Origin of the sequence: Actinorugispora endophytica (assembly GCF_004363075.1) — a bacterium.
In the GTDB taxonomy this organism is placed as follows: domain Bacteria; phylum Actinomycetota; class Actinomycetes; order Streptosporangiales; family Streptosporangiaceae; genus Actinorugispora; species Actinorugispora endophytica.
In genome coordinates this window covers 259,372-278,823 of the sequence record NZ_SNYN01000005.1, presented here as the reverse complement: position 1 = coordinate 278,823, position 19,452 = coordinate 259,372, and the positions used below count along the sequence as shown (strand labels likewise).

General features: G+C 71.2%; 20 protein-coding genes. 8 read left to right on the top strand and 12 right to left on the bottom strand.

Annotated elements, in window-relative coordinates:
* Positions 1-232 precede the first annotated feature (232 nt).
* Positions 233-907 (bottom strand): helix-turn-helix transcriptional regulator, encoded by a 675-nt coding sequence (locus EV190_RS10140; RefSeq protein ID WP_133741232.1) that lies wholly within the window; start codon positions 905-907, stop codon positions 233-235.
* Positions 908-997: 90 nt separating this feature from the next.
* Between EV190_RS10140 and EV190_RS10135 the strand changes: the two genes are divergently transcribed.
* Complete coding sequence (locus tag EV190_RS10135; protein ID WP_133741231.1) at positions 998-1,840, top strand: DUF2249 domain-containing protein; 843 nt, start codon at positions 998-1,000, stop codon at positions 1,838-1,840.
* 130 nt (positions 1,841-1,970) lie between these two features.
* On the top strand, positions 1,971-2,939 hold the full coding sequence (locus tag EV190_RS10130) for a cation diffusion facilitator family transporter (protein WP_133741230.1): 969 nt from the start codon (positions 1,971-1,973) through the stop codon (positions 2,937-2,939).
* A 310-nt stretch (positions 2,940-3,249) separates the two neighbouring features.
* Here the strand turns inward: EV190_RS10130 and EV190_RS10125 are convergent, their stop codons facing one another.
* Positions 3,250-4,323: an alkene reductase gene (locus EV190_RS10125; protein WP_133741229.1), complete on the bottom strand. Its 1,074-nt coding sequence runs from the start codon at positions 4,321-4,323 to the stop codon at positions 3,250-3,252.
* A gap of 230 nt (positions 4,324-4,553) precedes the next feature.
* Between EV190_RS10125 and EV190_RS10120 the strand changes: the two genes are divergently transcribed.
* Positions 4,554-5,048, top strand: coding sequence for a MarR family winged helix-turn-helix transcriptional regulator (locus tag EV190_RS10120; RefSeq protein ID WP_133741228.1), 495 nt, complete (start codon positions 4,554-4,556; stop codon positions 5,046-5,048).
* A gap of 174 nt (positions 5,049-5,222) precedes the next feature.
* On the opposite strand, the gene EV190_RS10115 is transcribed toward EV190_RS10120, so the two are convergent.
* The 6 genes from EV190_RS10115 to EV190_RS10090 are packed head-to-tail and all read right to left on the bottom strand — an operon-like array spanning position 5,223 to position 10,454.
* Positions 5,223-6,461: a cytochrome P450 family protein gene (locus EV190_RS10115; protein ID WP_133741227.1), complete on the bottom strand. Its 1,239-nt coding sequence runs from the start codon at positions 6,459-6,461 to the stop codon at positions 5,223-5,225.
* Positions 6,461-7,711: a cytochrome P450 gene (locus tag EV190_RS10110; protein WP_133741226.1), complete on the bottom strand. Its 1,251-nt coding sequence runs from the start codon at positions 7,709-7,711 to the stop codon at positions 6,461-6,463. The genes EV190_RS10115 and EV190_RS10110 overlap by 1 nt, the downstream gene beginning before the upstream one ends.
* Positions 7,711-8,310: a GTP-binding protein gene (locus tag EV190_RS10105; protein WP_133741225.1), complete on the bottom strand. Its 600-nt coding sequence runs from the start codon at positions 8,308-8,310 to the stop codon at positions 7,711-7,713. Before EV190_RS10105 ends, EV190_RS10110 begins: the two co-directional genes overlap by 1 nt.
* Positions 8,291-8,650 (bottom strand): DUF742 domain-containing protein, encoded by a 360-nt coding sequence (locus tag EV190_RS10100; protein ID WP_133741224.1) that lies wholly within the window; start codon positions 8,648-8,650, stop codon positions 8,291-8,293. The genes EV190_RS10105 and EV190_RS10100 overlap by 20 nt, the downstream gene beginning before the upstream one ends.
* Complete coding sequence (locus EV190_RS10095; RefSeq protein ID WP_133741223.1) at positions 8,647-9,063, bottom strand: roadblock/LC7 domain-containing protein; 417 nt, start codon at positions 9,061-9,063, stop codon at positions 8,647-8,649. Before EV190_RS10095 ends, EV190_RS10100 begins: the two co-directional genes overlap by 4 nt.
* Entirely contained in the window at positions 9,063-10,454 is a 1,392-nt protein-coding gene (locus EV190_RS10090) for a sensor histidine kinase (RefSeq protein WP_133741222.1), read from the bottom strand. The genes EV190_RS10095 and EV190_RS10090 overlap by 1 nt, the downstream gene beginning before the upstream one ends.
* A gap of 388 nt (positions 10,455-10,842) precedes the next feature.
* Between EV190_RS10090 and EV190_RS10085 the strand changes: the two genes are divergently transcribed.
* The 4 genes from EV190_RS10085 (at position 10,843) to EV190_RS10070 (ending at position 14,528) form a co-directional block, all read left to right on the top strand.
* Positions 10,843-11,250, top strand: coding sequence for a MerR family transcriptional regulator (locus EV190_RS10085; RefSeq protein WP_243742478.1), 408 nt, complete (start codon positions 10,843-10,845; stop codon positions 11,248-11,250).
* 174 nt (positions 11,251-11,424) lie between these two features.
* A complete protein-coding gene (locus tag EV190_RS10080; RefSeq protein ID WP_133741221.1) occupies positions 11,425-12,912 on the top strand; it encodes a SulP family inorganic anion transporter in 1,488 nt (495 codons plus the stop codon).
* Between the two features lie 355 nt (positions 12,913-13,267).
* A complete protein-coding gene (locus tag EV190_RS10075) occupies positions 13,268-13,771 on the top strand; it encodes a globin domain-containing protein (RefSeq protein ID WP_133741220.1) in 504 nt (167 codons plus the stop codon).
* A 211-nt stretch (positions 13,772-13,982) separates the two neighbouring features.
* Positions 13,983-14,528 carry a class IV adenylate cyclase gene (locus tag EV190_RS10070; RefSeq protein ID WP_133741219.1) on the top strand — a complete coding sequence of 182 codons (546 nt, stop codon included), beginning with the start codon at positions 13,983-13,985 and terminating at the stop codon, positions 14,526-14,528.
* Here the strand turns inward: EV190_RS10070 and EV190_RS10065 are convergent.
* From EV190_RS10065 to EV190_RS10050, 4 genes are all read right to left on the bottom strand, one after another.
* A complete protein-coding gene (locus EV190_RS10065) occupies positions 14,525-15,322 on the bottom strand; it encodes an endonuclease/exonuclease/phosphatase family protein (RefSeq protein WP_166655431.1) in 798 nt (265 codons plus the stop codon). The genes EV190_RS10070 and EV190_RS10065 overlap by 4 nt on opposite strands.
* Before the next feature lie 23 nt (positions 15,323-15,345).
* Positions 15,346-15,930, bottom strand: coding sequence for a dTMP kinase (tmk, locus tag EV190_RS10060; RefSeq protein WP_133741217.1), 585 nt, complete (start codon positions 15,928-15,930; stop codon positions 15,346-15,348).
* Positions 15,931-15,935: 5 nt separating this feature from the next.
* Complete coding sequence (locus EV190_RS10055) at positions 15,936-17,030, bottom strand: radical SAM protein (RefSeq protein ID WP_133741216.1); 1,095 nt, start codon at positions 17,028-17,030, stop codon at positions 15,936-15,938.
* A gap of 182 nt (positions 17,031-17,212) precedes the next feature.
* The gene (locus EV190_RS10050; protein ID WP_133741215.1) at positions 17,213-17,818 is read right to left on the bottom strand and encodes a hypothetical protein; all 606 of its coding nucleotides are present in this window, start codon (positions 17,816-17,818) and stop codon (positions 17,213-17,215) included.
* A 125-nt stretch (positions 17,819-17,943) separates the two neighbouring features.
* Between EV190_RS10050 and EV190_RS10045 the strand changes: the two genes are divergently transcribed.
* Positions 17,944-19,416: a hypothetical protein gene (locus EV190_RS10045; protein ID WP_133741214.1), complete on the top strand. Its 1,473-nt coding sequence runs from the start codon at positions 17,944-17,946 to the stop codon at positions 19,414-19,416.
* Positions 19,417-19,452: the final 36 nt, after the last annotated feature.

Here is a 19,452-nt window from a genome sequence, read left to right as displayed (position 1 = left end):
TCCTCGTTCACCGTTCGACGGCCCCGGCCGGGACGTACGCCGGGCCGGGGCCGTCGCCATCATCTCCCCGGACGTCCCGCCGGGGCACCTGCCACAGGGACCGGACCGGCGGGACCAAGGTCCGCTCCGCCCCGTGGCCGGGTTCCCCGCTTTTCCCGGTGACCGTGACCTGTCCGGGGTCTCAGCCGCTTCCGGGACCCCGGAAGGGCCACGACCACCGGTGGAAGTCGGGCTAGCGTGCGCGCAGGTTCGCGACGCACCGGTCGGGTTCCACGAACGGCTCCAGGTTCACGGCCTCGACCGGTGCGCCCAGTTCGGCGAGCGCGCCCCGCATGATGCCCAGGTGCACCCCGCACACGACCTCGGGGCTGCTCTCCGCGAGCTCCCGGAAGGGGCACCGGTGCAGGTCGACGCGGCGTCCGTCAGCGGACCGGCGGGGCTCGAACCCGATGTCGTCGAGGATCTCCACGACCGTGCGGACCGCCGCCTCCCCGGTCACCTCGGCGAGGGGGTGCTCCTGGCGGACCGCCCGCTCCCCGTAGACGCGCCCGGCGGCGATCGCCGCCGCGGTCCGGTCCCCGCTGTGCTCCGCGAGGTAGGCGACCAGCGTCTCGGCCAGCAGCCGGTAGTTGCGCTTCTCGTCGCGGTCCGGGGGCGCGGTGTAGAGCAGGCGGGGGCGGCCCGGCCGCTCCCGGTCCTCCGCCGCGCCCACCACGTACCCGCGTTCGGCCAGGAGCGCCAGGTGCGCCCGCACGGTGTTGGCGTGCAGGCCGACCGCTTCGGCGATCTCGCGGACCGCCATCGGCCGGCCGGCGCCCCGGACCGCTTCGAGGACCGCCACCCGGCTCACGTCGGCGAACAACCGGTGGACTCCCGGATCGATGCCTTTGCCACTGTACTCAGCCACGCCTTGATTTTGCACGACGGGCGTTGTAAATACAACGGAGGACGTAAAAACTATGGCGACCGACCTCCGACCCGACGGGAAAGAACCCCCATGGCCGACCGAGCCGCACTCGCGGACACCACCGACGTCTCCTTCGACGACCGCCAGCAGGCCACGATCGCGGCCATCCGCTCGCACCACGAGCAGATGGGCCGGACGGTGGCCGACCACACCCTGACCATCCAGGACTCGATCGACCGGCTCCTGTCCCCCCTCGCGCGCCGGGACCAGCTGCTCGACTTCGCCACCGGCGAGGTCCTCCCGCACGCGCTCGCCGAGGAGGGGACGCTGTACCGCACCGCCGAGGAGCTCCCCGGGCTCCGGCTGCTGGTGCGCGCCATGCGCGCCGAGCACACCGTGCTGCACGACCTGGTCGACCGGCTGGAGGAGGCGCGGACCCAGGGCGAGGTCGCGGGGGCCGCCTCCGCGCTGAACGCGCTGTTCCAGGCGCACCTGGCCAAGGAGAACGACGTGCTGCTGCCCGCGCTCGCCGAGGCCGGCGTCGACCTCGACGCGCTGCTCGCCGGGATGCACGAGATCCTGGGCGCCCCCGAGCCCGGCGCGGGCGACCGCCCGGGGTGCGGGTGCGGCGGATGCGGGTGCGGCGGAAGCGACGCGCCCGCCGCCGACGAGACCGCCACCGCCGACCCCGCCGACCCCGCCGACCCCGCCGACGGCGAGCTGGACGTGCGCGGGCTCGTCCCCGCCCAGCGCCACCGGCAGATCTTCGCCACGTTCGAGGCGCTGGCCGCCGGAACGGCGTTCGTCCTCGTCAACGACCACGACCCCAAGCCCCTGTACTACCAGTTCGCGGCCGAGTACCCCGGCCGCTTCGTCTGGGAGTACCTGGAGGCGGGGCCGGTGGTGTGGCGGGTCCGGATCGGGCTCTCCTGAGGGCCGGTCCCGCCGGCGCGCCGCCGCGCCGGCGGGACCGGGCGTGTTACGCGGGCGCTCCGGCGGGCAGTGTCCGGGACCGTCGGGACGCCGCGGGAACCGCTCGGCGGCGGTGGGGAGTGTGAGGTTCATGAGCACCGAGGGAAGCACGCGGGCCATCGTCGCCGCGCTGGGCGCGAACCTGGGCATCGCGGTCACCAAGTTCGTCGCCTACCTGCTGACGTCCTCGTCGTCGATGCTGGCCGAGTCGATCCACTCCGTCGCCGACTCCGGCAACCAGCTGCTGCTGCTGATCGGCGGCAGGCGGGCCCGGCGCGGCGCCACCCCGGAGCATCCGTTCGGCTACGGGCGGGCGCGCTACATCTACGCCTTCCTCGTCTCGATCGTGCTGTTCAGCCTGGGCGGCCTGTTCGCGCTGTACGAGGCGTGGCACAAGATCAGCGAGCCGCACCCGATCACCGAGTGGCGGTGGGTGCCGATCGCGGTCCTGCTGGCCGCGATCGTCATGGAGGGGTTCTCGCTGCGGACGGCCGTGAAGGAGGCCGACGCGGTGCGCGGCGGGGCGGGCTGGGTGCGGTTCGTCCGCCGCGCCAAGTCCCCGGAGCTCCCGGTGGTCCTGCTGGAGGACGCCGGAGCGCTGCTGGGCCTGGTGCTCGCGCTGGCGGGTGTGGGGTTGACGCTGGTCACCGGCAACGGCGTGTGGGACGGGCTCGGCACGGCCGCGATCGGGGTCCTGCTGGTGGCGATCGCGGTGGTGCTCGCCATGGAGACCTCCAGCCTGCTGGTCGGGGAGTCGGCGACCCCCGAGCACGTGCGGCTGATCCGGCGGGCGATCACGGCGGGCGACGACGTCGACGCCGTCATCCACATGCGCACCCTGCACATCGGTCCGGAGGAGCTGCTCGTGGCGGCCAAGATCGCCATCGGCGCCGAGGACGACGCCCGGGGGATCGCCGGGGCCATCGACGGCGCCGAGGCCCGGATCCGCGCGGCCGTCCCGATCGCCCGGTTGATCTACCTGGAACCCGACCTGCCGCGCCGGGACCTGCCTGCGGACGCCGCGGGGCCCGGCTCCGAGGGGACCTCCGGCGCGGGGTGAGCGGCGTACGGGTGTCTCCGGTGGGCCTTTCGACCTCGCGCCGCGCGGATCGCGAGGTCACGGGGGGCGGCGACGGCGGGCGGCGACGGCGGGTGGCGACGGCGGGTGGGGACCGAGGCCGCGTCCACGATGTCCGTTTCGCGGGAGACCCGTTGGTGATCTTGACGTTATCGTTCTCGAATCCCGCGATTTGAGAACGATAACGTCAAGATCACCGGTGAGATCCCCCGGGGTGCCCCGACCGGCTGCTGGTGTCAGCCCCCACCAGCGCCTGGCGCGTCCCGTTGCGGGTCGCCGCGCGCCTCCCGGGTCAGCCGCCCAGGGCCGGGTAGTCGGTGTAGCCGCGCTCGTCGCCGCCGTAGAAGGTGGCGGGGTCGGGGGTGTTGAACGGGCCTCCGGCGGCCAGCCGGGCGGGCAGGTCGGGGTTGGCCAGGAACAGGGCCCCGAAGGAGACGATGTCCGCCACGCCGTCCTCGACCAGCTCCAGCGCGTCCGGGCCGGTCACCGCGCCGGGGGTGGCCGGGTTCAGGATGAGCGTTCCGCTCCACTGCTTGCGCAGCCGCAGGGTCAGGTCCCGGTCCGCGAGCTCCCCGATGTGCAGGTAGGCCAGGCCGAGGGGGTCGAGCGCGTCGACGAGCGCCGTGTGGGTGGCCTCGGGGTCGTCCTCGACGATGTCGTTGTACGGGTGGTTCCCGGGGGAGATCCGCAGGCCCACCCGGTGCGCGCCGATGGCCTCCGCCGCCGCGCGGGCCACCTCGACGACCAGCCGGATCCGGCCCGCGACGGAGCCGCCCCAGCCGTCGGTGCGCCGGTTGGCGTTGGTCGACAGGAACTGGTGGAGCAGGTAGCCGTTGGCGCCGTGCAGCTCGACCCCGTCGAACCCGGCGGCGACCGCGTTGCGCGCGGCGGCGGCGAAGTCGGCGATCGTGTCGGCGATGCCCTCCTCGGTGAGCTCGACGGGGGTGACGAAGTCCTTCATCCCCTCGCCCGTGAACACCTGCCCGGACGCGGCGACCGGCGAGGCCCCCACGGGGGCGAGCCCGTCGGGGAGCAGGACCGGGTGGCCGATCCGGCCGGTGTGCATCAGCTGGGCGAAGATCACGCCCCCGGCCTCGTGGACGGCGCCGGTGACCTGGCGCCACGCCTCGACCTGCTCCCGGCTGTGCAGCCCCGGCGTGTTCGGGTACCCCTGCCCGACCACGGACGGCTGCACGCCCTCGGTGATGATCAGTCCGGCGGAGGCGCGCTGCGCGTAGTACTCCGCCATGAGGGGGGTCGGGGACGCTCCGGGGCCGTAGGCGCGGCTGCGTGTCATCGGCGCCATCGCGACGCGGTTGGCCAGCCGGGTCCCGGCGAGGTCGATCGGCTCGAAGACGGTGGTCATGGCGTTCCTCCGTTCGGGGTGACGCGGCCTACGCCGCATCGTTAGCTGTCCGAACAGGGAAATAACACCCTTTCTTCCCAGATCCTTCTGACGTGCTTCAGAACACAGGTAGTGAAAGCGCTCTGCCAGCCGCTCTACCTCTCCGCAGGTCGTCTCCCGTTTAACTGCTCGAACAGTTTTTCGACCGGGTTTAATGAGGGGAGCAGACCGCCCGGGAGGATGAGCACGCGATGACCACCCCACGACCCCCCTCCGGAAAGGAGCCCGGGCCCACGGCCGGGCCGGTGTGCCCGGCGGGCCTCAGGTGCGGCCCCGTCAGCCACGCGATCACCCGTGTGGCCCGCCTGCACCGCATGCTCGAAGGGAGCCTGCTCCGCCGCGCCGGCCTGCACCCGGGACAGGAGGCCCTGATGATGCACCTGTGGGAGACCGGCGCGCAGCGCCAGTCCGAGCTCACGGCCCTCCTCGGCTCGGACTCCGCCACCATGACCCGGGCCGTCCAGCGCCTGGAGCGGGCGGGGTTCGTCCGCCGCGTCCCCTGCCCCACCGACCGCCGGGGCGTCATCATCGAGCCCACCGCCGCCAGCCAGGCGCTGCGCCAGGAGATCGAGGAGATCTGGTGGCAGCTGGAGGAGGCCACCGTCAGCGGCCTCACCGAGGAGGAGCGGGCCACGGCCCTGCGCGTCCTCGACCGCCTGGAAGCCAACCTCGCGAACCGCGCCTAGCGCCGCGACCGGGAACGCCGGGACGGCCGGCCCCACGCCACAGGGTTTCGTCGACGGTCCTGACGTCGGCGCCCTCCAGAACGGACACGCCGCGGCGCTGACGTCAGGACCATCGAGCAGGTCCCCGTCCACGGACGCCGGACGACCCCCGCGGAGACCCCCCGGCGGGGCGGGTCAGGGACGCAGGACGACCGGGAGCTCCTTGAGGCTGTTGACGATCACCGACGGGTTGGGGGTGAGCATCGAGTCCTCGACCGCCAGCCTCATGTCGGGGAAGCGCTCGAACAGCAGGGGGAGCGCGATCTGCGCCTCCATCCGGGCCAGGGGCGCGCCCGGGCACACGTGCGGGCCGTGGCCGAACGACATGTGCCGCCCGCCCGAGCGGGTGATGTCGAAGACCTCGGGGTTGTCGCCGTGCTGGGAGGGGTCGCGGCCGATCGCGCCGTAGGAGACCATCACCGGGTCCCCCTTGGCAATGGTCACACCGCCGTACTCGACGTCCTCGGCGGCGAAACGGAAGATGAAGTTGGTGGTGGGCGGGTCCCAGCGCAGGGCCTCCTCCACCACCGCCTCCCACGAGCACTCCCCCGACCGCGCCAGCGCCAGCTGGTCGGGGTGGGCCAGCAGCGCCCGCACCGCGTTGGTGATCAGGTTGACGGTGGTCTCGTGCCCGGCCGCCACCACGATCTGCAACGTGCCCAGCACCTCCTCGTCGGTGAGGGTGTCGCCGTCCTCGTTCGCCTCCAGCAGCGCGCTGGTGAGGTCGTCGCCGGGGTTGGCGCGCTTGTCCGCGATCATCCCGGTGTAGAACTCCTTGAGCGCCGCCATGGTCGCCATGAAGTCCTCGGGCTCCGTGACCGAGCTGAAGAACGTGTCGTAGAGCCCGCGCAGCTCGCCGTGGGCGGCGTCCTCCACCCCGAACAGCTCGCCGATCACGTTCATCGGCAGTTTGAACGAGAACTCCGACTTCAGGTCCTGGGGCTCGCCCGCGCGCTCCTCCAGGGCGTCCAGCAGCTCCCCGGTGATCTCGGTGACGCGCGGGCGCATCAGCTCCGCCCGGCGCGGGGCGAACGCGTGCGCCGTGAGCAGGCGCAGGCGCTTGTGCTCCCTGCCGTCGGTGCCCAGCATGTTCGTGGGCGTGGGCGGGACCACGCTGAGCAGCGGCCAGGTGGGGGAGATCTCGCCGCGCTGGTAGGCGGCCCAGTGCGCGATGTCCTTGACCAGTCGGGGGTCGGTGAGCAGCCGGCGGGCCGCCTCGTGGTGGGTGACCGACCACGTCCTGACCCCGCCGGGCAGCTCCACGTCGGCGATCGGACCGGCCGCGTGGAGGCGCTCCCGCTCACCGTCCAGGTCCGAGACGTACGGGTCGAGCACGATCGGGGCGGCGGGGGAAGTGCCGGCGGGGGAAGCCATCACATGTCTCCAAGGGGGATCACAGGGGTGAAGGCCACTGGAAGCGAGACGAGGCCGCGCATCCAGGGCGACGGTCGCCATCTCAGCTCGTCGGGGGAGATGGCGAGTTCCACGTCCGGCAGGCGGTCCAGCAGCACCTCGACGCCTGTCGTGACGATGATCTCGGCGAGTTCCTGGGCGGGGTACGGGCAGCGGTGCTCCCCGTGCGAGAAGGACATGTGGGCGTGGTTGCCGTGCGCCGGCGCGCCGCGGGGGTCCGGGCTGACCCGCGGGTCGGCGTTCGCCCCGGCCAGGCCGAGGATCACCAGGTCCCCCGCGCGCAGCAGCTGCCCGCCCAGCTCGACGTCGTGGACGGCGAAGCGGCCCGCGTAGTTCTGGGTGGGGGTGTCCTCCCACAGGACCTCGTTGAGGGCCGCGCCCACGCTGCGCCGCGCGCCCGACAGCGACGCGGCGAAGCGGTCGTCGGTGAGCATCAGGCGCAGCGTGTTGCCCAGCCACTCGGTGGTGGGCTGGTGCCCTCCGCCGAGCATCACGACCAGGTCGGGGACCGCCTCCTCGTCGGTGATCCCGGCGGGGTGCGCCAGCAGCCTGGAGACCAGGTCGGGGCCGGGGCGCACCCGCCGGGCCGCCACGAGGTCCGTCATCGCCGAGAGCAGGAACCGCTGGCCGTCCAGCGCCTCGGGACCCCCGTCGATCATCGCGGTCATCGCGCCCGCCAGCTGGTCGGCGCGCGCGTCGTCCAGTCCGTACAGCCGTCCCAGCACCATGGCGGGCAGCCGGGTGGCGTAGTCGGCGCGCAGGTCGGCGCCGGTGGCGGCGCAGAACCCGTCGATCAGGCGGTCGGCCGCCCGGGCCGTGGACATCCGCGTCTCGTGGTGGTCGGCGCCCGCCAGCGCGTCGCTGATCGCGCCCGCGCGGCGGCGGTGCTCCTCGCCCTCGGTGTGCAGCACGGTGGGGGTCCGCATCAGCAGCGGCGTCAGCGGCCAGTCGGGCGGGATCCGGTCCCAGGCGCTCCACCGGCTCGAACTGCGGGCGAAGACGCTCGGGGTGCTCAGCACGTAGTGCAGTTCGCGGTAGCCGATCACCAGCCAGGCCGGGATGTCGCCGTCCAGCAGCACCGGGGCGACCGGACCGTGCTGGGCGCGCATGTCGCGGTACAGCGACCCGGGGTCCGTCTCGAACTCCGGCCCGTACAGGCGGCGGGCCGGGCAGCCTCCCCCGTCCGCTCCGGTGTGCTGCGGTGTGCTCATCAGACGGCCTCCGGGGTGGTCGACAGCGAGTGCACGTGCCGCACCAGGGTGACCAGCACCTGCTTGACCGAGTCGCGGGAACGGGCGTCGCAGTCCACCAGGGGGATGGACTCGGGCAGGTCGAGCGCCGCGCGGATCTGGTCGAGGGTGTGCGGGGGGCCGCCGAAGTCGTTGCGGGCGACGACGAACGGGGTCCCCTGCGCCTCCAGCCGGTCGATGGCGTACCAGGAGTCCGCCAGGCGCCGGGCGTCGACCAGCACGACCGCGCCCAGGGCTCCCGTGAACAGGCGGTCCCACAGGAACCAGAAGCGCTCCTGGCCCGGGGCCCCGAACAGGTACAGCACGGACGTCTCGTCCAGGGTGATGCGGCCGAAGTCGAACGCCACGGTCGTCGTGGTCTTGCCCTCGACACCGTGGAGGTCGTCCACCGCGGAGCTCGCCCGGGTCATCGTCTCCTCGGTGTGCAGCGGGCGGATCTCGCTGATCGAATGGACCATCGTGGTCTTGCCGACCCCGAACCCGCCGACGACGGCGATCTTCAGGCCCTGCTCGGCGGTCGCGGGCAGCGGAACTGCGGGGTCAGAGCTTTTGGAGTGCAACGAGCACCTTCTCCAGCACGTCCGGGGAGGCGAACGGGGACACCGCGGAGTTCACGGCGGTCGGATGCCGGGCGGTGATCCGCCCCGCGTCCAGCAGGTCGGTCAGCAGGATTCGCACCACGTTGACCGGGAGTCCGAGCCTGGCCGAGACCTCGACCACCGCCATGGGCCGCTGGCACATCCGCAGGATGCGGGAGTGCTCGGACTGCATGCCGGGGGTCGGATCGCACTCGGCGACGACCAGCGTCACCGCGTCGAAGACCTCGTCGCCGCCCCTGCTGCGCCCCGAGGTGATGGTGTAGAGGCGGTCCGGGGACTCCCTGTCGACGGGGCGACTCATGCCCGACCGGGGGCCGGCTCGGCGTCCGACCGGGGCGGCGAGGTGAGGTGCTCGCCGATCTGCTCGACGAGCTCGTTCATGTTGTGACCGGTGAGCCCGGGGTCGGCGTCCTCCCCCGCGATCACCGCCAGGTGCGCGCCGTGTCCGGCCTCGACGATGAACAGCAGGCCGCCGTAGAACTCGGCCATCGCCTGGCGGACCCCGCCGGTGCCGTCGCCGAACTCGATGGACGCCCCGTGCGCGAGGCTCTGCAGTCCCGCCGCGATGGCGGCCAGGTGGTCGGCCTGGTCGGTGCCCAGTCCCGCGGAGTGGCACAGCTTCAGGCCGTCCCTGGACAGCACGAGCGCGTGCCGTGCCCCCGGCGTACGTTCCAGCAGGCCTTCCAGAAGCCAGCTCAACTTGGCGAGGTCCATCAGGATTCGTCCTCCGGGGTGCTCTGAGAAATCGGTTTCCGCACTGCTGAGCGGAATGCTCCGAAGCCTTGGGCCGGGGTGGCCGGGCCCGGCCGTGGCGCGGCCCGCGGCGTGTCCCGCGACGCGGTGCGCGTGCGCTCGGCCTCGGCCAGGGCCTGCCCGCGCCGCCGCACCGGCAGGCCGCTCTCCCCGCGTTCGCCTTCCCGGGCGGCCTCGCCCGCCCCGGCGCCCGCGCGGGGCGGCGCGGCAGCGGCGGCGAGGGCGCGGGGCGCCGCGTCCGGCTCCTCCCGGGGCGCGGGAAGGGGCTTGACCAGCCGCTGCGGCAGCAGCGTGACGACCGAGGTCCCGCCCCGGGCCGAGGAGCGGAAGGAGACCGACAGGCCGTACTTGCGCGCCAGGGCGCCGACCACGACCAGTCCGAGCCGGGTTCCCGAGGGCATCTCCGGGTCCAGGTCGTTCTCGACCATCCGGCGCGCCCGGCGGAGCGCGTCCTCGCCCATGACGAGGCCGCCGTCCTCGACGATGACCGCGACCCCGGCCTGCACCTCCTCCACGTACACGTGGACCTCGGCCGTGGGCGGGGAGAACTTGGTCGCGTTGTCGAGGATCTCGGCCAGCGCGTGCATGACGCCCTCGGCCGCGTAGCCGACGACGGCGACGCCGGAGGTGGAGTACGTGCGCACCCGCTGGTAGGCGCCGATGCGCCCCATCGCGCCGCGCAGCACGCTCTCCATCGGGATCGGTCGGGTCCACCGCCGCCCCGACCGCGCCCCGGCGAGCACGGCGATGCTGTCCGCGATGCGTCCGGTCTGGGCGGTGCTGTGGTCCAGGTGCATGAGGTCGCCCAGGACGTCGGCGGCCGGCATCCCGTTGCCGTGCCGGTCCTGCATCTCGCGGAGGTCGGCGAGCATCGCGGTGGTGAGCGCCTGCACCCGGCCCGCAGCGGTGGCGCCCGTGGCCATCACCGCGAGGCGTCTGCGCTCGCTGCGCGCGATCTCGTCCGCGACCGCCTCCAGGGCGGCCCGGCACCCGGGGTCCTCGGGCAGGTCGACGCCGTCCAGCGCGGTGGCCGCCGAGACGCCCTCGCGCAGCCGTCCGACCAGGGCCGGGACGAGGTCGGCGGACAGCCGCCGGGTCTCGGCCCGCAGCGCGTCGACGCGGGCGGCGGCCCGTCCCCGCTGCTCGGCCTGGTACAGCAGCCCGGCTCCGACCACGACCAGGAGGAGGATGGAGGCCGCTCCCACGACCAGCGAAGGGGCGCGGTCGGGGCCGGGAACGCTCCACGCGGCCCAGGCCCAGCCCGCGGCGGTGACGAGCACAGCGGCCAGCAGCAGAACGCCGACGCGCGACGCCGCACTCGCGCGGAGGCGTTCGGGGATCGAATCAGTCATCAGGTGTCCACGTCCGGCCACGTCGCTGATATGGCATGGGAGAAAGAAAGCACGGCAGTCGTGACGCAACATCTTTTCACCACGAAAAACGCCAAAAGCCGCAAAAGCACGATGAGTGTAGCAAAGACGCCCCAGGCGACTGAAGACGGGCCGCGACCGACTCGTGTCCTACTCGATATCCGGCCTTCCGACGCGAAAACGAAAAGTAGAGGTAGGACGTCGGACGACCTACCGCGGATTTCCCGGAAAGCAGGGGCGGGCAAGGACGCCGGACCGCCTTTCCCGGGCCCGGAAGGGGCGGGGCTGGGGGCGCCCGCCCTGCCCTCGGCCGACCACGGGCACCCGCCACCGGCCGTTAGGGTGAGCACCTCACGAGGAGGTTCTTCCGATGGGCTCGGAGCACATGCAGATCGGCGAGGTCGCCGAGCGCACGGGACTGTCTCTGCGCACGATCCGCTACTACGGCGAGGTCGCGCTGGTCGAGCCGTCCGCGCGCTCACGCGGCGGGTTCCGGCTCTACACCGAGTCCGACGTGGAGCGGCTGCTGCTGATCAAGCGGATGAAGCCGCTGGAGTTCAGCCTGGAGGAGACCCGCGACCTGCTCGGCGCCCTCGACCGGCTGGAGGCCCCCGAAACCCCCCGGCACGAGCGCGACGGACTCCTGGCCCGGCTGGACATGTTCGAGGCCGCCATCGAGGCCCGCTGCGCCGCGCTGCGCAAGCAGCTGGACATGGCCGCGGAGTTCGCCGACCGCCTCCGCGAGCAGAAGAGCAAGCACTCCTCCCCGGCCTCCTAGAGGGGGACCGGGCGCTGTGACCGCGCTCTCAGCGGCGGACCCCGACACTACCCTTACGTAAGGGTAGGATTCTGTCGCGCCGAGGCCCCGGGCCCCGTGTGCCCCACCCGCCTCGGCCTTCCCACCGCGACCCACCGCACCGCGGCCACGGCCGCCCTTCCCGAGATTGGCCCCATGTCCGCGCAGAAGACGAAACCCCGCCCGAGACCCGGCCTTCCGCCCTTCTCCGTGATCCGCACCGACGCGATGGCGGGCCTGGTCGTCGCGCTCGCGCTGATCCCCGAGGCGATCTCGTTCTCGATCATCGCCGGGGTCGACCCCCGGATCGGCCTGTTCGCCTCCTTCACCATGGCCGTCTCCATCGCCTTCCTCGGCGGGCGACCGGCGATGATCTCGGCGGCCACCGGCGCGATGGCGCTGGTCGCGGCGCCGCTGGCCAGGGAGTACGGGGTCGACCACCTGCTCGCGGCCACGATCCTGGCGGGAGTGTTCCAGGTGGCCCTGGGCCTGATGGGGGTCGCCAAGCTGATGCGGTTCGTGCCGCCCAGCGTCATGACCGGGTTCGTCAACGCCCTGGCCATCCTCATCTTCATGGCCCAGCTCCCGCACCTGGTCGGCGTGGGCGTCCCCGTCTACGCGCTGGCCGCGGGCGGCCTGGCGATCATCTTCCTGCTCCCGCTGCTGACCAGGGCCGTGCCCGCGCCGCTCGTGGCGATCGTCGTGCTGACCCTCGTCACCGTGCTGGCGGGCGTCAAAGCGCCCACCGTCGGCGACATGGGCGAGCTGCCCGACAGCTTCCCCGTCCCCTTCCTGCCCGACGTCCCGCTGACCCTGGAGACCCTCACCACCATCGCCCCCTACTCGCTGACCCTGGCGCTGGTGGGACTGATGGAGTCGCTGATGACCGCCAAGCTGGTCGACGACCAGACCGACACCACCTCCTCCAAGGGCCGGGAGGCGCGCGGGCAGGGCCTGGCCAACATCATCACCGGTTTCTTCGGCGGCATGGCGGGCTGCGCCATGATCGGCCAGACCATGATCAACGTGAAGTCCGGCGCCCGCACCCGCCTGTCCACGTTCCTGGCCGGGGTGTTCCTGCTGATCCTGGTGGTGGTGCTCGGCGACATCGTCGCGGTCATCCCGATGGCCGCCCTGGTCGCGGTGATGATCTTCGTGTCCGTCGCCACCTTCGACTGGCACAGCGTCCGCCCGGGGACGCTGCGCCGCATGCCGTGGACCGAGACCCTCGTCATGGTCGTCACCGTCGCCGTGGTCGTGGCCACCCACAACCTCGCCATCGGCGTCATCATCGGCGTCGTCACCTCCACCGTGATCTTCGCCCGCGGGGTGGCGCACCTGTCCGCCGTCACCAGCGTGCTCGACCCCGAGGGCGGCGTCCGGGTCTACTCCGTGCGCGGCGACCTCTTCTTCGCGTCCAGCAACGAACTGGTCGGGGAGTTCGACTACACCGAGGAGGGCGTGCGCAAGGCCGTCATCGACCTGTCGTACGCGCACATGTGGGACTCCTCCGCCGTCGCGGCGCTGGACCACGCCACCGACAAGTTCGCCAGGCACGGCGTCGAGGTCGAGATCATCGGGCTGAACGTGCCCAGCGGGGAGCTGCACCGCGGCCTCAGCGGCACCCTGGCCGGGGGCCACTGAGGACACCGGGGCGCGTCCGGGAACCGGAAAGCGGACCGGGGTCGGGAAATCCGGGGGCGAAGTCGGCGGATTCTTCTCCGAATCCCCTGAACCGGCGAAATCGGTCCTTCTCGGGGAAGAGCGGACAAGAACACCGTGCGCTCTCCCCCGGGAGGATTTATCGTGTCTTGCGCAGCTCCCTGGAAGCACGAGCAGAGACCGACACGAGAATTCAACGGACGTTTCGCACTCAAACCCCGCAGGAAAGCGGTGCTCCACCGGCCTGGTTCCGACGAACCAGCACTTCACGCGAGCACCGTTTCCGGTTTCGGAGGGATGTCCGCGCCCTCCGGAAGCAACGAGAAGAAGGCACGCCATGCCTCCCAGGCCCCTCGCCGTCCTCCCTCACCCGGCTCCCGAAGTCGTCGCCGCGATCCAAGACACCTGCGCCCATCTCACCGAGAAGCCCGAGATCCTGGCCGAGCGCTTCTACGCCCACCTGTTCGAGATGGCCCCGTCCGTACGCGGGCTGTTCCCCGACGACATGTCCGACCAGACCAAGCGGATGGCCCAGATCCTGCTCCAGGTGGTCTCCCACCTGGACCGCCCGGTCCAGATGCAGGGATACCTGGGAAAGCTCGGCCGCTACCACCGCGACAAGTGGCAGCTGGGCCCCGACGACTACCCGGTCGTCGGGCGGGCCATGATCAAGGCCGTCCAGGAACTGTCCCCCGGCTGGTCCTCGTCGTTCAGCTCGGCGTGGGTGCTGGTCTACGAGTGGATCGCCGCCAGCATGCTGGCGGGCGCCGCCGATCCCGTCCCCGAGCAGCCGGGCGGCCACTGCCCGGTCACCTCCTCCGAGTCCGCGCGCCGCCGCTGAGAGCGGGCGGCGGGGCGGGAGCCCGACTCGTCGCCCCAGACGCGGCCTTCCGGGCTCTGCTCCGCTCCCGGACCGCCCCGCGCGTCAGCGAGTCGGGCCTTGGAGCTGCCGGACCGCCTCCCGGTCCGCACACCATCAACGGATCGTGAGGCACCAGCACCGTGTGGTCGCTACGCTGCCGTCGATGGACGACTGACCGGAGGCAGCAGTGGTGCGGGAGATCGAGGCCAAGTACCGGGTGAAGGACGTGGAGGCGCTGCTGGTCGTGTTGAAGTCTCACGGGCTGCGGATCGGTGACCCGGTGCATCAGGACGACCAGGCGTACGCCCAGCCTGGCTGGGACTACGGGATGCCGAAGACCGGAGTGGTGTTTGCCCGGCTCCGTACCACCGATGACGGTCGGCACCTGTTCACCGTGAAAAAGCCGGTCTCCGGTGAGATGGACTGCATCGAGCATGAGACGGTGGTGACCGACCGCGAGCAGATGCACGACGCCATCGTGGAGATGGGGTTCCGGCCCACGGTGCGCATCGTCAAGACCCGCCGCTCCGGCTCCCTGGGTTCTGTGTCGGTGTGCGTGGACGAGGTCGAGCACGCGGGGGCGTTCGTCGAGGTGGAGATGACCGTCGGCGACGACCGCGACGGGATGGCGGCCCAGGCCGAGCTCGACAAGGTCGTCCGCGCGTGGGGTGTGGACGTGGAGCGGACCACCGACACCTACGACTCCCTGGTCCGCGCTGCCACGGCGACGGCTTAGAACAGCGTCGGCGTGTCCTCGGCAGCGGGGTCACCCACGTCCAGCAGCCGTGTCGAGTCCAGTACGAGGTCGAGTGTGACAGCGGAGTGGTCGGTGAGCGCAGGCGGGGTGCGGGGCTCGTGCAGGTAGGCCGAACCGGTGATCCGCTCGGCCAGTCTCAGCCCGGCGTAGATGTAGTCGTAGCGATAGCCGTCGCCCGTGCGTCCCACCCAGGAGTGGGGATGAGCGTCGGGGTGTAGACGGGTGTGAGCGTCGACCATCCCGATGCGCTCCAAGCCATCCAGCAGGGCGTACTCATAGGCGGCGAATCCGGAATGGGGTGGTTGGTGGCTACGGGAGATGACGTTGTAGTCCCCGGCGACCACCAAGTGCGCAAGCTGTTCGTCCGGCAGGGAGCGCACCGCTGCGAGCAGAGTGGAGACGAACGTCTTCTTCTTGTCACCGAGTTTGGTGTTGGGGACGTAAAGGCCGAGCACGCCGATGCGGGGTTGGGTGTCCAGCACGGTGTAGGCGGCCCGGCCGGGGATACTCACGCACGTGAATTCCGGTCGGGCCGCCCGCACGGTGGCGACGCGGCTGAGAACCGCTACACCGCGTTCCCCACCGGAGTCGGGACAGTGGACGACGTCCCAACCGGCCTTGGTGTACCGGTCCAGCAGCAGCGCGGTACCGGGGCCGGAACTGGTCTCACTGAGCACGATCACTTCCTCGTCTCGACTGTCGAGCCAGTCCAGCAGCCGCTGGGCGCGCGGCTCGGCGGCCGCACCGATGTTGAGGGTCAGCACAGAGACCATGGCGGATCGCTCCTGGGGGTGGGTCAGAAGGGAAGGTGCTGGTGGATGCGGTCGGCCACCGCTTCGGGGGACAGGCCACGGCAATCGATGACGATCTGACGCCATCCACGGGCGCCGAGGAACGCACGGGCGTCGTGGTACAGCTCCAACTCCAGTTCGGGGCTGCCGGTCTTCTCCAGCCGTGACAGCGTAGTGCGTGCGGCCAACCGCTGCCGGATGGTCTCGGGATCCTCCTCCAGATAGACCGTCAGATCAGGCGGGGTGGTGTGAAGGTTGTAACTCCAGATCTCCTCAACGGTCAGGCCGTCAATGCGTTGAAGCACTAGGGAAGAAGGGACGTAGCGGTCACTGACGACGTGGGAGCCTGCTCGCAGGCGCGGCTGGATCTCGTTGTCGAGGTGGGCGTAGCGGTCGGCGGCCACCGCCAGTGCCAGCGGCCGTCCCGCCAGCCACTTCTCCTGGGCACGCACCATGTTCCCGAAAGGGGTGCGAGTAGTCTCGGTCGTCTCGTGCGTGCGCCCTGTCGCGCGCAGGCGTTCGGCCAGTACGCGGGCGGTAGTAGTCTTACCGGCCCCGTTGGGGCCTTCGACCACGACGAACCTGGGCATGCCCGTCACGCGAGGCTCACGGGCAGCAGGCGGACCCCCTCGGGGGCGACGGGGCACTGCTCGGTGTCGATGTCACCGATCCGGCCGCCATTGGCCACCACGGCTGCGGGACAGCCCTTGCCGCAGCTATTTTCCATCACGCACGAAGTACAGGTGGGGTTGTCTCCGACGCGGAAGCGGGTGTGGAAGTCGTAGCCGTCCAGCGGCTTCTCGACGTCGTGGTCGAGGATGTTACCGGCCAGGAAGTCGGTGTCGGGGTAGCGGCTGATCGGATTGCGGGCAGCGAACACCAGGTAAGGGCATACAGCCAGTTGGCCGTCGGTGAAAACGTAGATGAGCTTGCCCGCGTCGCAGCCACCCAGTGGCTTGTCGCCGTTGGGGAAGCGGATGTCGACCAGCTCGACCCGGTCGGCGAACCGGCGGGTGACCGCGCGAATCGCGTCCATCTTCGCGGCATCGGCCGCAAGCCGGCCCTTGGACTTGATTCCGCGCCCGAAGGACGACAACGGGTTCATCAGTACGTACTTGGCCCCAACCTCGGAAGCGAATTCGCACAGGTCCGCGAACTCCTCGGGGTCGGTGAGCGCGTTGGGCGTGGACAGCAGTCCCTGCAACAGCCCGGCCTCGGCGAACTTGGTGGTCGTGGCCAGCGTGGTGGCGAACGACGCCTGGTTGCCGCGAAACTTACCGTGGGATTCAGGGCGGAACCCATCAAAGGACACGTTGACGTGGACGCCAAGCTCAGCCAGGTGCGCGATCTGCTCATCGCTGGCCTGAGTAGCGTTGGTGCAGATGCCCAGGGACATGCCGGTGTCTGTGACCGTCCGGCAGATCTCCATGATGTCGGGGTGGACGAACGGTTCCCCACCGGTCAAGGTAACCCGCTCGACTCGGGCCGCACGCAGCCGCGGCAGTACCACGCTGGTGATGGCGTCCAAGGCCATGTCGTTGCCGACCCGGGTGGAGGAGACGAAGCAGTGGGCGCAGTGCAGGTTGCACCGCTCAGTGATCTGCACGAGCGCCTTGCGGCCATCACCGGAAACGCTGGTGCGGAAGTAACAGGAGTTGGCGTGGGTGTCGACCAGCAGGGACCTTTTCATGGGACTCCTTGATTTACGGATGGACAACGGGTGAGCTTGCCTGTGCAAGGGTGCGGATCCGGACAATCGAGCTGCGGACGGGCGGAAAGACCCGGCACCGTGCCGGGTGGCCAAGCGGGATACGGTCTTTGTCGAGCAGACAACGTCTGGTTCTACGGACCCGCGCTGTTGGTCCGTGGAGTTCAGGTGCGCACCGGTGGGTTGGTGCTCCGCTGGTGAGTCGTGCGGACGGGGGCGCCCGAGCATGGCCAGACGCTGCCGTACCTGCACGGGAGGTGATCCTGGGCGCCGGACGAAACCCGCATCGCGGACCACACAGCTTTCCAACTCGGCCAGATCTCGCATCCGGGCCCGTCACTGATACTCACGATCATGGCCAGACCGCGCCGGTGCTCGAGGGCGGGTGCGTTCAGCGGTAGCGCGTCGAGGTTCTCGAACGTCAGAGGACGGCAAGACCGGATGTACCGAGCCATGTCGACCGGAACTGGGAGGGCGTCCACGAGGCAGACGGCGACGTATGCTCCCCGGACATCACGATTGCCGCGCAGTTGCAGGACGAACGGTGCGGTGGCGTGCCGCAGGGCGTTTCCGACGGGCTCTTGGGCGATCCAGCCCGCGTTGAAGGCGACGTCGGAGCCAAGGCCAAGTTCGGCCATGATGCCTTCGACCAGCTTTTCGGCCATCGACTGCGACGACCCGAGCTTTCTCAGCACCACCTCCGCGAATGGGCGAACGGTGGAATCGAGCACTGTGAAGGCCACCGGCCCCGTAGGCTCTACCACCGTCATATCCCTCAACTCCTTGGACGCGACCTACTCGTACGCCTAGTCTCCGAGCGATGGCCTTCCGTAACCAGGGTTTCACCGTGGTGAACGTGTTTAACGTGTCCAACCGCGCTCCGAAGGAGTCCCCCGTGCCCCCTGATCCCCCCGAATCCGAGCGCCCCGTCAACGCCGCGCTGCACAGCGCCATCGCCGAATCCGGCCTGAGTTATCGGGCGCTGGCCGGCCGAATCCGTGCGGTCGCCACCGAGAACGGCGCCGACGTGCGTACCGGAGCGGCCGCCATCGCCCATTGGGTGAAGGGCACAACCCCGCAACCGGCCACCGCCGCCTACCTCACCGAGGCGCTGAGCCGCGCGCTGGGCCGCGTCGTCTCCCCCACCGAGATCGGGGTAGCGTCACGACAAGACGAAACGCCACCGGCTCTGGCCCAGGACCCGGTGGCCTCACTGGCGACCCTGGGGAGGTCGGACGTGGACCGCCGCCATTTCCTGGCCACGACGGCCTACTCGATCAGCGCGCTGGCCGCCCCACTGATGCCCGGAGCCGCCGACGCCGCGCACCGAGGCGTTCGCGTCCGCGAGGGGGGCGTCGTCGGTGCCGCCGAGATCCAGGCCGTTCGAGACGTCACCAGCGTCTTCAACCGCGCCGACGAGCTCCTCGGCGGTTCGGTCAGCCGCTCGGCGGTGGTGGAGTACCTGGTCACCGACGTCACCTCCTACTGCCGGGGAAGCTTCAACGACGACACCGCGCGGCGGGGCATGTTCGGGGCCGCCGCCGAACTGGCCTACCTTGCCGGGTGGAAGGCGCACGACGCCGGACTCAAAGGGCTGGCCCAGCGGTACTACCTGCACGCCTACCAGCTCGCGGAGGAGTCTTCCGGCACCCACGCGGCCTACGTCCTGCGGATCCTGGCCCACCAGGCCATGGACACCGGGGTGAGCGAGCACTGCGTCGACCTGGCCGAAGCAGCCCTGTCCCGTGCGCGGGGAAAGGTCCCGGCCGAGACCGAGTCGCTGTTTCAGCTGACGCTGGCCCGCGCGCATGCCGGTGAGCGCAGCCCCCGCCCGGCGCTTCGTGCGCTGGCCGCGGCCGAACGGCTGGTCGATCAGGCCGGTCACGACGAGGCGCCCAGATGGGCGAGCCTGGGCGGGCCAACCGAGGCTCGCCTGACCAACCAGGGCGGCAAGGCGCTGGCGGCTCTGGGAGACCTGGCCGGGGCCGAGGAGCAGTACCGGCGCTCCGCAGCGTGCTGGAACCCGTCCACCCACCCCCGCATCCACGCCCTGACCCTGGCCGACCTGGGCGCGGTGCAGGCCGGACGCGGCCATCTGGAAGCGGCGTGCGAAACCTGGTCCACGGCCCTGGACAGCATGACGGGGGTGCGTTCCGCGCGCGCCGACACCGCCGTCACCGACATCCGCACCCACCTACGCGGCTACCGCCGACGCGGAGTGCCCACCGCGACAGTCCTCGACGCCAAGGCCCGGCAGTGGCAGGCCGCCGCTGCGGTTCGCGGCCTCCGCAGGGGGCCTGGCGATGATCGTGGGTTCTCCACCCTTTCAGGCCCCGGAACGGGCGGAAGACCCGCGATCACCAGGTGAGCCCCTTCCATGGACGCCGGTCGCCCCCGCGCCGGG

Coding starts and splice junctions, on each gene's coding strand:
- EV190_RS10135 (WP_133741231.1), top strand. CDS start 998: ATGGCCGACCGAGCCGCACTCGCGGACACCACCGACGTCTCCTTCGAC.
- EV190_RS10130 (WP_133741230.1), top strand. CDS start 1,971: ATGAGCACCGAGGGAAGCACGCGGGCCATCGTCGCCGCGCTGGGCGCG.
- EV190_RS10125 (WP_133741229.1), bottom strand. CDS start 4,323: ATGACCACCGTCTTCGAGCCGATCGACCTCGCCGGGACCCGGCTGGCC.
- EV190_RS10120 (WP_133741228.1), top strand. CDS start 4,554: ATGACCACCCCACGACCCCCCTCCGGAAAGGAGCCCGGGCCCACGGCC.
- EV190_RS10115 (WP_133741227.1), bottom strand. CDS start 6,461: ATGGCTTCCCCCGCCGGCACTTCCCCCGCCGCCCCGATCGTGCTCGAC.
- EV190_RS10110 (WP_133741226.1), bottom strand. CDS start 7,711: ATGAGCACACCGCAGCACACCGGAGCGGACGGGGGAGGCTGCCCGGCC.
- EV190_RS10100 (WP_133741224.1), bottom strand. CDS start 8,650: ATGAGTCGCCCCGTCGACAGGGAGTCCCCGGACCGCCTCTACACCATC.
- EV190_RS10095 (WP_133741223.1), bottom strand. CDS start 9,063: ATGGACCTCGCCAAGTTGAGCTGGCTTCTGGAAGGCCTGCTGGAACGT.
- EV190_RS10090 (WP_133741222.1), bottom strand. CDS start 10,454: ATGACTGATTCGATCCCCGAACGCCTCCGCGCGAGTGCGGCGTCGCGC.
- EV190_RS10085 (WP_243742478.1), top strand. CDS start 10,843: ATGGGCTCGGAGCACATGCAGATCGGCGAGGTCGCCGAGCGCACGGGA.
- EV190_RS10080 (WP_133741221.1), top strand. CDS start 11,425: ATGTCCGCGCAGAAGACGAAACCCCGCCCGAGACCCGGCCTTCCGCCC.
- EV190_RS10075 (WP_133741220.1), top strand. CDS start 13,268: ATGCCTCCCAGGCCCCTCGCCGTCCTCCCTCACCCGGCTCCCGAAGTC.
- EV190_RS10065 (WP_166655431.1), bottom strand. CDS start 15,322: ATGGTCTCTGTGCTGACCCTCAACATCGGTGCGGCCGCCGAGCCGCGC.
- tmk (WP_133741217.1), bottom strand. CDS start 15,930: ATGCCCAGGTTCGTCGTGGTCGAAGGCCCCAACGGGGCCGGTAAGACT.
- EV190_RS10055 (WP_133741216.1), bottom strand. CDS start 17,030: ATGAAAAGGTCCCTGCTGGTCGACACCCACGCCAACTCCTGTTACTTC.
- EV190_RS10050 (WP_133741215.1), bottom strand. CDS start 17,818: ATGACGGTGGTAGAGCCTACGGGGCCGGTGGCCTTCACAGTGCTCGAT.